The sequence below is a fragment of the Enterococcus sp. HMSC078F03 genome, from assembly GCF_001811595.1.
GTDB lineage: Bacteria > Bacillota > Bacilli > Lactobacillales > Enterococcaceae > Enterococcus > Enterococcus faecalis.
In genome coordinates, this window is record NZ_KV805580.1 from 1 (window position 1) to 14709 (window position 14709).

The window sequence follows — 14709 nt, forward strand, 5'->3', positions numbered from 1 at the left end:
TGTTATTTGTACGATTTAATGTCGTTTCGCACCTATAGTATAACATATTTTTAGAGGAGGTCAACAAAAAAAGAAGCAGATACGCCCTTCCCTTATTGCATGTTTTTTAGTATAATATTACTGCGAACGCATTAATAACCTGAGAAAGGAAACTTACCCACCATGCCTAGAAAAACCTTTGTATATCCACACCCTATCAACGCATACATTATCAAGCAACTAGGGATTACCGTGGAAGAATTTTGTGAGTTGCACTCTTTTCCTCAGGGAACTATCTCTTCATGGATCACACGTAATAAAAAAATAGAAACATTGCCTGTCTCGTTTATCTACTCTCTTTCCTTATCTGCAAGCAAGACTATGGATCAGGTCTATTCAGACCTTCTTAAATTGCAAGACGATTATTTGCTGCACTTAGAACGCCACAGACGAACTAAAAAAATTATAGACGAAAAATGATATTGTAATATCACACTATTGTAACATCGTATAGTCAAACTATAACAATATTGTATTATTACAATATCACGTAGCTACAATTTCACTATATCGCGAAGTAACAATACTATGCAATTGTAATATAGTAATATTAATAAATCGCAATAGTATGACTCCACGATTGAACAATATTGTAATATTAATAAATTATGATATTGCAATATTGCGATATTGTGATATAATAATGACATAACATCACAAGGAGGACATTATTATGGCACGAATAATTTCAGTTGCAAACCAAAAAGGCGGTGTTTCAAAGACAACGACTAGCATTAACCTTGGAGCGGCATTGCATTTTACTTTTAACAAAAGCGTACTTGTAATTGACATGGACCCCCAGGGAAATGCCACTGATAATTTTGGATTCGACATTGATGGCACGAATGTTCCAACAATATATGAAGTATTAAAAGATGAGGCTTCGATTACTGAAGCTATTCTAAATTACAAAGGAATCGATGTAATTCCTGCTGATATTGCTCTTTCTTCAGCAGAACGTGAATTTACACAAGTTGGAAGTGAACATAGACTTAAAAGAGTTCTTCAACCAATTGAAGAAAACTATGATTATATTATTATTGATTGCCCACCAAGTTTGGGTATATTAACAGTAAATGCGTTCACTGTCTCTGATGAAATTATTATTCCTGTAGAAGCCGCATATTTTTCACTAAAAGGATTAGTTAAATTGAACGAAACAATCGAGACTGTTAAAGAATACACAAATGAGAGCTTAATCATACGAGGTGTTCTTTTCACAAAATATAATGAAAGATTTAACATTTCAAAAGAAATGAATAAAACAGCAAATCAAATTTCTGATGCCCTCCACGTAAACATATTTGATACTTACATTAGACGAACTATCACTGTTGATGAAGCCCAAGCAGCAGGTTCCGACTTGATTAGCTTTAATAAGACTTCGACCGCTGAAGACGATTATATCCAGTTTACAAAAGAATTTTTAGAGAAGGTAGGAGATTTGAATGAGTAATAATAGAGGAAAATCAGCCGCGGAACGACTTTTGGGTGCAGGAAAAGAAGACACCAATCCAACTAAAGCAACTACTTCTAATGAAAAAGAATTAAAAACTACACATGAACACATTGTTATGAATAAAAAAAACATAGAAAAATTGATTAAACAACAAGGTAACAGCAAAAGAAATGCTGATAGTATTCGGATCAATCCAATCCTTGCAAATGCTTTAAAATACTGGACTTCAATTGGCGAACCAGAAAAAAGTAAACCTGATGTTATTGAAGAAACGCTTTTGAAATCTATTCCTGAAGAGTATTTAATTAAAGGATATGAAATGGCAAAAAAACAAAATAAAATTTGATAATATTGTGGAATCACAATATTACAATATTAAACAACAACAATATCATAATATTGTTGTTGTTTTTTTTCTACAAACGCTGTTGTATCAATAATAATCTTTTGAATATTGTAATATCACGATATCCCAATATTACAATTGCGTTATATCACAATATCGTGATATAATAAGAAAGCAGGGAAATACTGTTATATCAGTATTTGCAAGGGAAATAAAAGTAGGTTAAACTATAAACTAACAAAAACAGAGAGGTAAAGCTATGAACAATTTTCAATTTATTTCAGCTAATGAAACCTATAGAAATTTGTATTACCAATTACCTAAAGTACTTTTTACATCAGAATTTTATAAAACTATGTCTAATGATAGTAAAATAGCTTACGCAATGTTGCAAGACCGATGTGAATATTCAATACAAAATAATTGGATTGATCAAGATGGGCATATATATTTTATCTTTACACGAAATGAACTGATGGATATTTTAGGGTGTAAAGAAAATAAAATTGCAAAAATAAAAAAAGAATTAAAAGACAAAAATTTACTTTATGAAAAACGTATTCCTCCGAAAAAACTCTCTACTGGTGAATTCAAAAACTATCCAAACAGATTGTATTTAGGTAAGCTGGAAGTTTCAGCAACAGATGTTTACGCCATCAGTAATGCTAGCTATACAAATGAGTTTCCCGAAAGTGGGAAAAACCAACCTTCGGATAAACATGATAAAATCGGCGTTTCTTTCGAAAGTGGGAAAAACCAACGTCCAGAAGAATCCAATAATACCAGTACTTTGTTCGAAAGTGGGAAAAACCAACCCAATCTATATCTAACTAATTCTTTAGATACAATAGATACAATAGATACTGAAAAAGAACGATTGCAACAACAATTATTGCTCGATCAATTTTCAGAAGTTCAAGAGCATACATTTCTTAGCAAAAATAGCTTAAAATTTATTGCTGCCTTTTCTGATACTATTCAAGAAGCACATGAAATGGTTGGAACAATTATTCGTGCTAAAACTAAAGTAGAAAAAGAATACAATATCGTTCTAATTGGTGAAGATTATCAAGAAGAAATAGACAAATGTTTGCGTCGTGTGATGCATAAAATCAAGACAGATTCTACTGTAAAAAGTCCAAAAGGCCTATTCTACAAGTCGTTTTATAATTTATTTGTTGAATGTGCGTTAAAAAAAGAAAATATAAATAAAGGGAATAATTCGAAAGGTTCTGAAATCACCTTGCATAATTGGGTTGAAAATAAGTAATAAACTGATTTATTTAGATAAATTTCATACTTCATTTTGTATCACGTTTAAAGTTTGTTTGATAAAATTGAAAATATGATAGCTAATATCGTGAGTTGTATTAAAAAGTTTTTTGTATTTGTTCATTTTTTTTGAAAGTTTTGAGAATACTATAGATAGGAGTTTTTTTATGGAGGAAGATATTGTAAGGTTGTTTTATAAAGGATCTGAAATTATTTTAATTGGGACCAGTCATATCTCAGCTGAAAGTGCTGATTTGGTCAGAAAAACAATTCAGGAAGAAAATCCTGACACTATTTGTATTGAATGGGATCAAAAAAGATACAAAAAAAACATACATCCAGACGAATGGGATGATACTGATATAGTTAAAATAATAAAGAATAAGCAATTTCCAGTTTTTATTTTTGGTGTAATTTACAAATTATTTCAAAAAAAAGTTTCTCAAGATATGAATAGCCTTGTAGGAAAAGAATTTGTAGTGGCTGTTGATGAGTCAAAAAAATTAAACATAAAGTTTTATCTAATTGATAGAGATTCTTCTCTTACTTTTAAAAGAGCATGGAGGATGTTAAATTTTCGTGAAAAAGTGAAATTACCATATGCTTTTGGAAAAATATTTGAGGGTGCGGAAGAAACTGAAGAAGAGGTTCAAAATCTGCTAGAATCTGAAAATTTTGAACCTGTTTTTGAAGAATTGAAGGAGTCCTATCCTAATTTGTGGGAAGTTTTCGTAACTGAAAGAGACGATTATTTAGCAACAAAAATTCAAAATACAGCGAATGGAAAGACTGTTGCTGTTTTAGGGAAAGCTCATTTAAAAGGGGTTTCTGACAGATTAAAGAATAATCAAAAATCCGATTTACAAAAATTAGAGATTATTCCACCCAAAAAATTTGGAAGTAAGTTGCTTGAATGGATTATACCAGGTATATTACTTATTCTTCTAGGAGTATCCTTTTACCAAGGGACACAAGTGGGAATAGAGCAATTGTTACGTTGGCTTTTATGGAATGGTGGATTAGCTGCATTGTTTACAGTATTTGCTTTAGGACACCCTTTAACTGTTCTAACGTCCTTAATATTTGCTCCTTTAGCTACTTTACTTCCAATGGTTTCTGTTGGAGTATTTTCAGCAATAGTGGAAGCTACTGTTAGAAAACCAAAAGTAAAAGATTTTAAAACGATGGATTTAGATCTTCAATCTATTAAAACAATATACAAAAATCGTGTTTTAAGAGTGTTTTTAGTATTTTTCTTATCAAGTCTTGGAGGGCTTTTAGGTAATATTATTGGTGGGTTAGGAATAGTTAAAAATTTATTTTAAAGGAGTGAGTTAAGTGGGTAGCTTAAAAAAAGTTGGGGTTTTAGTATTTGTGTTGTTAGTATTTGCAAGTTGTGGAGTAAATAAATCAACAGAAGATTCAAAAAAAACAAATGAAACTAAGGTAGAACAAATAGCAACTTTATCGGCAGGTACACCAGTTCAAAGTTTAGATCCAGCAACAGCAGTGGATCAAACAAGTGTTACATTGTTGGCCAACGTAATGGAAGGGTTGTACCGATTAGATGAAAAAAATCAACCACAACCAGCAATTGCAGCTGGGCAACCAAAAATATCCAATGGTGGTAAAACATATACAATTGTGATTCGAGACGGTGCAAAATGGGCCGATGGAACAGATATTACTGCTGATGATTTTGTAACGGCATGGCAAAGAGTTCTTGATCCTAAAACTGCCTCGCCAAATGTAGAACTGTTTGCTGCTATAAAAAATGCAAAAGAGATTAGTATCGGAAAGCAACAAAAAGAAACACTTGGTGTAAAATCTAAGGGAAACAAAACAATAGAAATCGAATTAGAAGAACCTACACCTTATTTTACAGATTTGTTAGCATTGACTGCTTATTTTCCAGTCCAACAAAACGCAGTAAAAGAGTACGGTAAAGAATATGGAACAACAAAAGAAAACATTGTAACGAATGGAGCATTTACATTAACTGATTTAAACGGTGTTGGTATTTCAGATAAATGGACGATTGCTAAAAATCCAAAATACTGGGATAAGAAGCATGTCGCCATGGAAAAAATCAAATTTCAAGTTGTAAAAGACATTAATACAGGTATTAATCTCTATAATGATGGTCAACTAGACGATGCGCCTGTAGCTGGGGAATACAGTAAGCAATTAGAAAATAACAAAGATTTCATACGAGAATTATCTGCTACAACTATGTTTTTAGAGGTAAATCAACGAAATAAAAAAAGTATAACTTCAAATAAACATGCTCGACAAGCGATTAATTTTGCGATTGATCGTGAGGCTATATCAAACAAGATATTAACAAATGGAAGTATACCAGCTAAAGGTGTAGTACCAAGTAAACTAGTATATAATCCAAAAACAGGAAAAGATTTTACTAATTCAAGTTTAGTTTATTTGGATAAGAGTAAAGCTAAAGACAGCTGGGAAAAAGCTAAAAAAGAATTAAAAGGTACTGATTTATCTATCGATATTATGGTCAATGAAGAAGATTTATCAAAAAAACTAGGTGAGTATCTTCAAAATGAATTGCAAGATACTTTGGATGGACTTAAAGTTTCAGTTACTGCAGTAACTGCCACGTTACAAACTGAACGATTAAATTCTGGGAACTTTATGATTGCATTGAGTGGTTGGCAAGCAGACTTTGCCGATCCAGTTAGTTTTTTAGCAAATTTTGAGAGTAAAAGTTCATTAAATCATGGTGGGTATGCAAACGAAGAGTATGATAAATTGTTGAAAAATAATTCTTCAAAAAGATTGCAAGAATTGAAGGATGCCGAGAAATTAATTTTAGAAGATGCGGGTGTAATACCGTTACTTCAAATTGGAAATGCTAAATTAAGAAATCAAAAAATTTCTGAAATGAAAGTACACTCTATTGGTGCTAAGTATGATTATAAAACCATGGAGATAAAATAAAAAACCTCTTTTAAGAGAGGTTTTTTTATTTGTCAGATTTTAAGTAGCCAACACCTTCAAAAGTATCAGCAATTATATTTAAAGAAGAGGGAACTTCAAAATTTTCTTTTCTAGCTATTTCTGTTACTTCTTTAACTAACTCTTTATAAGTATCATTTTCACCTAATTGAGAGAACAAATTTACGATGTTTACAGCTTTCAAATATTCCTCCATATTTCGGTTTTTCAAGAAATTTCTGAGATGTTTTAAATAAATCATTTCTAAATTAATAGTACCATCTAAAATAAAAGAAGGGACTTTTCGAACAATATCAAATTGTTCAAGGAAGTAATCAGCTTTTTCAAAATCCTTTTTTTCAAGAAAGACAGTAACCGCATTCTTGATACATAACTGAACTGCATGGTCATGGATATCTCCATAAGATTGGTTAATGGGAAAGAGTTTTTCCGTTAGAAAATCAAGTTCGTTCGAATATTCTGGAACTGCCATATAAAGATGACTTAGTATAGCATAGTCAGCACCTAATATTACTTCTCTATTTTTGTAAAAATTTTTAAGTTCTCTAATATCTTTATTTTTAAAAGTATACAAGGAATTATTTAAAGATTTAGAGATTATCAAGCATAAGGTAAATAAAGTGTAACATTGTAGGTTCTTAAAGCGATCTTTGTATATTTCAGGAAATTGTTTCTCTAATTCAGGGAAGTTATTAATTAAAGAAGAAACCTCAATTTTTCTTTTACCATAGTAAGATGCTGCTAGAGGTGTAATGTCACCCCGATACAGAAATTCAGATAATCTTATACCTAAAGTATCTGTAAAAGAAATTAATTCTTCAATGGTAGGACTTTTTTCCCCCAGTTCTATCTCTCTGTATCTAGTCTTGTTAGACTTTTCTTGATAAAGGTCTACTTTTTTAAAATTTAAATCTTTGCGTAAAATTTCTAAAAGTTCTTTGTAGTCCAAAATAATACACTCCTTTAATTTGGGTTGAAATAGAACCAAAAACAGGCAGGAAATAAAGCTTCATGGTCAAAATAAGGATTTAACGGTTTGTATAAAATCGTTTTTCCGTTAAAATAAATCAAAACTCAAAAAAATAATATTTTTAGCCTAAAACGGTTGATATATTTATTTTTGGTAGTATAATTGAATTATAGCTAAGGGGGGCATAAATATGATCAAGAAAAGTATTTTGAAAATTAAGTATTATGTACCTGTATTGATTTCGCTAACCCTAATTTTATCGGCTTAGAATAGAAATAGTGAATTAAGAGGTTAGCAGACAACAAAATAAGAACCGACTGTCATAGGACGGGAATCCTAGAGGGCAGTTAAACAATTCATGCTATACCCATGAACTATACTCGGTTCTCGTTTGTTGCAACATTAGTTACAACGTATAGTATAACAATTTTTAATGTAAAATTCTAGGCTTTTTTAAACTCCTTTATTGGCCCAGGTAAAGTTTTTTTGCAATGAATTGTTTTAATTAGTTGTATAAATGTTGGAACAGCGGGGAATGTATACAGTTCATGTATATGTTCCCCGCTTTTTTGTTGTCTGTTAACTTGTTGAAAAAATAAAAAAACCAAGTAGCAAGCACTCATTTTCTAAAAATGACCCGCTTGTGGAATAATTCAATGCTTTCACGCATTGTTTGTACTGGAACTACTCGTAAGAGCCGTGCAAACAACGTGTTGCATGGCTCTTTTTCTACTTGGTTCAGAAAGTAGGTGAATCAATGATTGAACTGAAAGCAACAGATTTGAACCGTATTACGTGTCAACTGACCTTGTTTAATCGACAAAGGTTTAAATTGTACAACGGCACAACAGAACGCATTGTATATGATTTTTCAGGAAGAAATCTGTTGATCAATCCTGTGAGTTTTGAAACGGATCAAGACATGGAACATTTCTTTCGACAAGTAAAACTGATTTATTTTGATGGAAAAGTAGTCGGTTATCGCGGCTGCTCGGAACTTCCGTTAAAACTTGAATGTAGAGCGTTCCAAAAAATGGTTAAACGACAAAAGATGTTACTCAATGCACCATTCAACTATAAGGTTTTTGAAGAAAATGAATTTAGGGAATGGTGTGAGAAAATGAGAAGCTATAAGTAGTGAATTTGTTTTTTTATACTTGGTCTTTTTGTTTGTTAGTTTTAACTAACATGCGCAATTTACCAATAGCTAGGTTAGCTATCGAAAAAGGATGCAGAAAAGCACACGGACACGAAGGTGCAAACTGGCTACACGTCAACTTTTTTGCAGAATTTGGGAGATCCTTAAAAAAAGAATACTACAGGACTTATCTAGTCAATCAGCGTGTCTTTAAAGGTCTAGGTAAGTATAAACTACCTAAAGTACGGTCAGAATAAAGGCGGTACGTGATTATGGGTGTGACACAGTAACTAAAAAGATTTCGTGCGACGATCTTTTGTTTTAAAGGGAGCCAGATACTTTTTTAGAGTTTGGGGTTGCTAACGCTACAAACCCTGCGATCAGTAAAATCTGTAGAAAAATTGCTAAAAAGCTAGCAAACAAAAGGATCAAGTAAAACGAGGATATTTACCATAAAACCAATAGGAGGAAAGTGAACATGAAGACATAGGAGTGTTTTTCTAAGGGTTCCAAGGATAGTATTTTTTTAATAATGAAGGCTTTGTTACTATTAATTTGAGGTGAGAGGGGTATGACAAAAAAAGAGCAAAGTATTTGGCGTAAAGAGATGTTGGCATTAATGAATGAAGACGCAGACTGGTATAGGAATGAAGATACCGAGCGTTTTAAACGAATACAAGAACTTGCAAAAAAGATAGAAACAGCAAGCACCAGACAATTTTCTTCTCATATTAGCAAGGAAAGATTTGAAGCCTATCAAAGAATGGGCTTACAGTTTAAAGAGATAGCGGAAGAGTTCCATATAACAACTACAGCGTTACAACAATGGCGTAAAGACAATGGGTATCCCATTTACAACAAAAATAATCGGAAGTGAGGAAAATAAAATGAAAAAGTTCGCAAGTACAGGGTTAAGTATTTTAGTCGCAACAGGGGTAGCAGGTATTGGGGGAAATGAAGTACAGGCAGCAGAACAAACGCAACCAAAAACACCTGAAAACAGTTCTACAGAACAACCAGCAGTGAAAGCTACACAAACAACGGAGCAAGCCATTACTGAAAAACAGCAACAAGTAACAGAGAAACAAGCAATTGTCGATCAAAAACAACAAGTTGCTGACACCGCGAAAAAAGAAAAAGACGCCATTGATCAATCTGTTAAAGACCAACAAGCAGTGGTCAATCAAAACAAAGACGCATTGGATCAAAGTCAACAAGCAGTGACTGACCAACAAGCGGTCGTAGACGAAGCAAAAAAAGTTGTGGATGAAGCAACACCTTCAGCCATTGAAAAAGCCAAAGACCAAGTGGCTACTGATACACAGGCAGTTGATGACCAACAAAAAGTAGTGGATCAAGCTCAAACAGACGTTAACCAACAACAAGCTGTTGTTGATGAAAAAGCAAAAGAAACGAATGCTGCTAAAGTGCAAAATGAAAAAGATCAACAAGCAGTAACAGCTGTGAAACAAGAACAAGCCAAGCTTGAAGAATTAGCGAAAAATGCGGAAGCGGAAAAAGCAAAGGCAGAAAAAGAACAAGCAGCAAAAGAAGCTGAACTGGCTAAAAAACAGAAAGAAGAAGCCAAAGCTAAAGATCAAAAAACGAAGGACGATCAAGCAGTCGCAGACCAACAAACTGTTGTGACAACTAGTCAAGAGAAAGTAGCAGACGCAAAAGCAGATACAGCTGCGAAACAGGCAGACTTAACTGCGAAAGAGAATGCTTTGAAAGACAAGCAAGCAGCAACAAAGCAAGCGCAGAATACTTTAGATAGCTCAAAAGAAGAGCTAAAAGGACATAAAGGGATTAACTTGCCTGCCAATTTCACACCTGATTATTACAAAAAATTATCTGAACAAGAAAAGCAAGCAATGGAAAAAGAAGCATTAGCATTAAATAAAGTTTTTCCTGAAAATCAAGCAGATGCGGCAAAAGCAACGGAAATGATCAATGTCAAAAATCCTACAGAAAAACAAAAGCAACAAATGAGTGATTACGTTGTAGGACTTATCAATGATGTTCGCGAAAAGCTTGGGTTACAAAAGTTGAAGATTTCTAACCAAGCTATGAAATTTGCTTGGGATGTAGCAAAATATGATAATCCCAAAGAATTTGATCATGACGTAAATGCGATCAATCGTGCAGCAAAAGAAAATGGTTTTAAAGAATTCCCCGGACAAAACTTTTATGAAAACCTAAGTATGGGACGATTTACGACACAAGAAGGTAAAGTTTCTATGTATGACTTTGAAAAAGCAGCTCGAAATGCACTTGTAAGCATGTTGATGAACGATGGACATTCTGGCTATTCCCATTTAGATTCTTTATTAGATGCAAATGAAACAAACATGGCAGTTTCTATTTCAGGAGATTTAAATGATATTTCGGCAAAAATCCATATCATTAGCTATAATCAATCAAAATTAGTTGAAGCAAATACCTATGAAGAAGGCACTGCACCAGTCTTTAAGAGTAAAGAAACCCTTCAAAAAGAAGTAGTAACCAATCAAGAAAAATTAGCTACCGCACAACAAGTAGAATCAGATGCACAACAAGCAAGAAGTGCAAGTCAGCAAGCCTTAAATACAGCCAAAACAACACAAGTAACAGCAGAAAAAGAACTATCTGTTCATAAAGCGACATTGGCTAATCTTCAAGCAGTTGCGACTAAGAGTACGACAAACTATGAAGAAAAAGTACGACAAACTGCGGCGGCAGAAACAAGCCTTCAACAAACAAAAGATCAATTGGCAACAATCAATGAGTTAATTCATAATCGAGCTGCTGTTTTAGAAAAAGCGAAAACAAACGTTGCGGAAGCACAAGCGATTGAACAAACGTCTGCTAAAGTGCTGAAAGAAAAACAAGAAGCCCAAAAAGCAGAAGAAAACACATTGAATAGCTTGAAGGAAGTATTAGATTTAGCAAAAGAAAACTTAAATCAAAAACAAATTGCGCTTAAAACAAGTACACGTTCATTGTCTCGTTTAGAAAATGCTCAACCAACATACGAAAAAGCATTAAACGAGTTAAATAAAGCAGAAGCGGCAGTGGTCCAAGCACAAGAAGCCTATGAAAATTCTCTGAAATCGTTGGAAGAACTTAAAGAACAACAAGCAGTTGCTACACTTGCTTATACACAAGCACAAGAAGACCTTTCTAATGCGAAGTTAGAGCTACAGCAGTACCAAGGCATATTAAGAGACTTAGAGGCACAACAAGCCGAACAGCGCCGACAAGAAGCGTTGCAAGATCAAGTAGCAAAAGAGCAACAACGTCTTGAACGAGAAGCAAAGCAACAACAAATGTTAGTAGCAAGTGCTACTTCAGCAGATAAAACACCTGGTCTCCAACAGTTATCTTTTTCTAAACAAAAAGAACAGCCAAAAGCACAAACACTAACACATTCAGAACCTCGTAAGACGAAACAAGTAGCAAAATCCCAAGAATCCTTACCACAAACGGGAGAACAACAAAGTATCTGGTTGACTATTATGGGATTATTCATGGCAGTAGGTGCGATCAGTTTCAAGAACAAAAGACGGAAAAATAGTTAAAAGTATAATAGGTGAGGAGCGAAATTTTCGCTCCTTTTTATTTTAAATACATGACATGAAAGGAGAAAACATTGGCAAAGAAGATAAACCTTGTTTCCATATTTTGTTCTCACGAAGCACTAGAACAAATTTATATTCTATCCTACCCGTATTGTTTAATTAAGCAATATCTATTCAAGAGAATCGAAGATATTTTTGGTTCTTTTTTTATTGGAGAAATGACATTGCTGTGGCGGAATAGAAGTCGCTTAAAATAAAGCAGTAGAATCCCCTTATTGTTTTATTTGATTATGCAAGGTGCGAATCCTTGCCAGCAAGTAGGGTTTACGGTAAATGATCCCGACTGCCGGTTAGCGAAAACCGTATAGAGATTGAGCGGTAGTGTGGCAAGCAACAGCTCTTATACCATTCATAAGCCTACCGCAAAAAGAATGGCAATCTCAAAAAAACAGGAAACTGAGAGGTCGCTCCTTTTAGGTTGGCGTGTAGCATCTGGGATGCAACGGACATGAAGGAAGATAAGAGGTAGGTTCGACTCCTACCACGCCAGTAAGTAGCTTTGCTACGAGAGAAAAAGAATAATAGGAGGAATAACAATGAAAAATTATGATCCAAATATCCGATGGGCTTGCATACAATCAAAGTAAGTTTCCAACGAGGTGTATACAAAGGATTTGTTACCTTTGTAAAAAGTGGAAATTGTAAAGGGTTAGACGTATTAGGCATAGACGAAGAAGATTTATATGACATGAAATTTAAAGAAAATCCAATCAATTTTAGACTGATTGGTGAAGATGATAATGGCGATGAATGGTTCGCAATGACTTTGAAGAATGACAAAAAAGATGAATTGTTAGTTGAAGATGTGTGGGAAGAGTTAAGTGAGTACATTGTGAGGATTGAAATTATTGATTTTGAGGAGGAAAAATAGAGGAGCGAGAAAATACTCGCTCCTCTTTTATATATAGAGAGGCTACCCAGCAATGATAACTAGGTAGCCACAGACATAAAATTACTATTAATCTGGGAATAAATTATTTATACCATGAAAAGGGTTACTTATCAAGAAAAAATACCAATGAATAGGAGAATGTGGAATGAAATAAAGTAATACATCTATAAAAAAGAGAGGAGGAAAAAGTATGACTTGTGTACGTGCGCCATGTCGGAGAAATCGTTGTTTGTAAAGAAAAGAATAATAGGAATTAAAAAATATAATTTACGAGGAGAATGATTCATGAAGCAACAAACAGAAGTAAAGAAACGTTTTAAAACATATAAAGCTAAGAAACGCTGGGTAACTGCTCCTATTCTTTTTATAGGTGTGTTAGGAGTTGTAGGATTAGCTACTGATGATGTACAAGCTGCGGAATTAGATACGCAACCAGGAACAACGACGGTGCAACCCGATAACCCCGATCCGCAGGTAGGTAGTACAACACCTAAGACAGCAGTAACTGAAGAAGCAACAGTACAAAAAGACACTACTTCTCAACCGACCAAAGTAGAAGAAGTAGCGTCTGAAAAAAATGGAGCTGAACAGAGTTCAGCTACTCCAAATGATACCACAAACGCGCAACAACCAACAGTAGGAGCAGAAAAATCAGCACAAGAACAACCAGTAGTAAGCCCTGAAACAACCAATGAACCTCTAGGGCAGCCAACAGAAGTTGCACCAGCTGAAAATGAAGCGAATAAATCAACGTCCATTCCTAAAGAATTTGAAACACCAGACGTTGACAAAGCAGTTGATGAAGCAAAAAAAGATCCAAACATTACCGTTGTTGAAAAACCAGCAGAAGACTTAGGCAACGTTTCTTCTAAAGATTTAGCTGCAAAAGAAAAAGAAGTAGACCAACTACAAAAAGAACAAGCGAAAAAGATTGCGCAACAAGCAGCTGAATTAAAAGCCAAAAATGAAAAAATTGCCAAAGAAAATGCAGAAATTGCGGCAAAAAACAAAGCGGAAAAAGAACGCTACGAGAAAGAAGTCGCGGAATACAACAAACATAAAAATGAAAATGGCTATGTAGCAAAACCAGTAAATAAAACGCTAATTTTCGATCGTGAAGCAACAAAAAATTCCAAAGTTGTTTCTGTAAAAGCTGCAGAATATATAGACGCTAAAAAACTAACTGATAAACATAAAGATAAAAAATTACTTATCAGTATGCTTAGTGTAGATTCAAGCGGGTTAACAACTAAAGACTCGAAAAAAGCACATTTTTATTATAATAACGGTGCAGGAGGAACATTGGTTGTTCTTCACAAAAATCAACCAGTAACTATTACCTATGGCAATTTGAATGCTAGTTATTTGGGTAAAAAAATTGCTAGTGCTGAATTCCAATATACAGTGAAGGCCACACCTGATTCAAAAGGTCGATTGAATGCTTTCTTACATGATGATCCAGTGGCCACAATTGTCTATGGAATTAACATTGACCCTCGTACAAAGAAGGCTGGTGCTGAGATTGAAATGCTCGTTCGCTTCTTTGGAGAAGATGGCAAAGAAATCTTGCCAACGAAAGAGAATCCATTTGTATTTTCAGGTGCTTCATTAAATTCACGTGGTGAAAACATTACGTATGAGTTCGTAAAAGTAGGAAACACGGATACTGTTCATGAAATTAATGGATCAAAAGTAGCTCGTCATGGAAATAAAGTTTATTCTAAAACGGATATTGATGTAGGGACGAATGGGATTTCAATAAGTGACTGGGAAGCAGTTCAAGGCAAAGAATATATTGGCGCAACTGTTATTTCAACACCAAATAGAATTAAATTCACTTTCGGGAATGAAATTGTTAACAATCCAGGGTATGACGGGAATTCGATGTGGTTCGCATTTAATACGGATTTAAAAGCAAAATCAATTACGCCTTATCAAGAAAAAGGACGTCCAAAGCAACCAGAAAAAGCAACGATTGAATTCAATCGATA

At 34.0% G+C, this 14709-nt stretch carries 10 protein-coding genes and 2 pseudogenes; 11 read left to right on the top strand and 1 reads right to left on the bottom strand.

Annotation, left to right across the window (positions count from 1 at the left end):
- Positions 1-162: 162 nt before the first annotated feature.
- The 6 genes from HMPREF2810_RS10875 (at position 163) to HMPREF2810_RS10900 (ending at position 6080) form a co-directional block, all read left to right on the top strand.
- Positions 163-459: a hypothetical protein gene (locus HMPREF2810_RS10875; protein ID WP_002369747.1), complete on the top strand. Its 297-nt coding sequence runs from the start codon at positions 163-165 to the stop codon at positions 457-459.
- Between the two features lie 253 nt (positions 460-712).
- Positions 713-1495: a ParA family protein gene (locus tag HMPREF2810_RS10880; RefSeq protein WP_002369746.1), complete on the top strand. Its 783-nt coding sequence runs from the start codon at positions 713-715 to the stop codon at positions 1493-1495.
- Positions 1488-1844 (top strand): hypothetical protein, encoded by a 357-nt coding sequence (locus HMPREF2810_RS10885; protein WP_002360663.1) that lies wholly within the window; start codon positions 1488-1490, stop codon positions 1842-1844. The genes HMPREF2810_RS10880 and HMPREF2810_RS10885 overlap by 8 nt, the downstream gene beginning before the upstream one ends.
- A gap of 259 nt (positions 1845-2103) precedes the next feature.
- The gene (locus HMPREF2810_RS10890) at positions 2104-3114 is read left to right on the top strand and encodes a replication initiator protein A (protein WP_070635607.1); all 1011 of its coding nucleotides are present in this window, start codon (positions 2104-2106) and stop codon (positions 3112-3114) included.
- 169 nt (positions 3115-3283) lie between these two features.
- Positions 3284-4441 (top strand): TraB/GumN family protein, encoded by a 1158-nt coding sequence (locus HMPREF2810_RS10895; RefSeq protein WP_002369741.1) that lies wholly within the window; start codon positions 3284-3286, stop codon positions 4439-4441.
- A 13-nt stretch (positions 4442-4454) separates the two neighbouring features.
- Entirely contained in the window at positions 4455-6080 is a 1626-nt protein-coding gene (locus HMPREF2810_RS10900) for a peptide ABC transporter substrate-binding protein (RefSeq protein WP_002369740.1), read from the top strand.
- A 25-nt stretch (positions 6081-6105) separates the two neighbouring features.
- On the opposite strand, the gene HMPREF2810_RS10905 is transcribed toward HMPREF2810_RS10900, so the two are convergent.
- Positions 6106-7047, bottom strand: a complete 942-nt coding sequence (locus tag HMPREF2810_RS10905) for a Cro/Cl family transcriptional regulator (protein WP_002369739.1) — start codon at positions 7045-7047, stop codon at positions 6106-6108.
- 778 nt (positions 7048-7825) lie between these two features.
- Between HMPREF2810_RS10905 and HMPREF2810_RS10910 the strand changes: the two genes are divergently transcribed.
- The 5 genes and pseudogenes from HMPREF2810_RS10910 to asa1 all read left to right on the top strand — a co-directional run.
- Positions 7826-8206, top strand: a complete 381-nt coding sequence (locus tag HMPREF2810_RS10910; RefSeq protein WP_002369738.1) for a hypothetical protein — start codon at positions 7826-7828, stop codon at positions 8204-8206.
- A gap of 571 nt (positions 8207-8777) precedes the next feature.
- A complete protein-coding gene (locus tag HMPREF2810_RS10920; RefSeq protein WP_002365956.1) occupies positions 8778-9083 on the top strand; it encodes a hypothetical protein in 306 nt (101 codons plus the stop codon).
- Between the two features lie 10 nt (positions 9084-9093).
- Entirely contained in the window at positions 9094-11766 is a 2673-nt protein-coding gene (gene sea1, locus HMPREF2810_RS10925) for a surface exclusion protein SEA1/PrgA (protein ID WP_002369735.1), read from the top strand.
- 596 nt (positions 11767-12362) lie between these two features.
- Positions 12363-12697 (top strand): annotated as a pseudogene (locus HMPREF2810_RS10935) (DUF5406 family protein).
- 306 nt (positions 12698-13003) lie between these two features.
- Positions 13004-14709, top strand: a pseudogene (gene asa1, locus HMPREF2810_RS10940) (LPXTG-anchored aggregation substance Asa1); the annotation flags it as partial.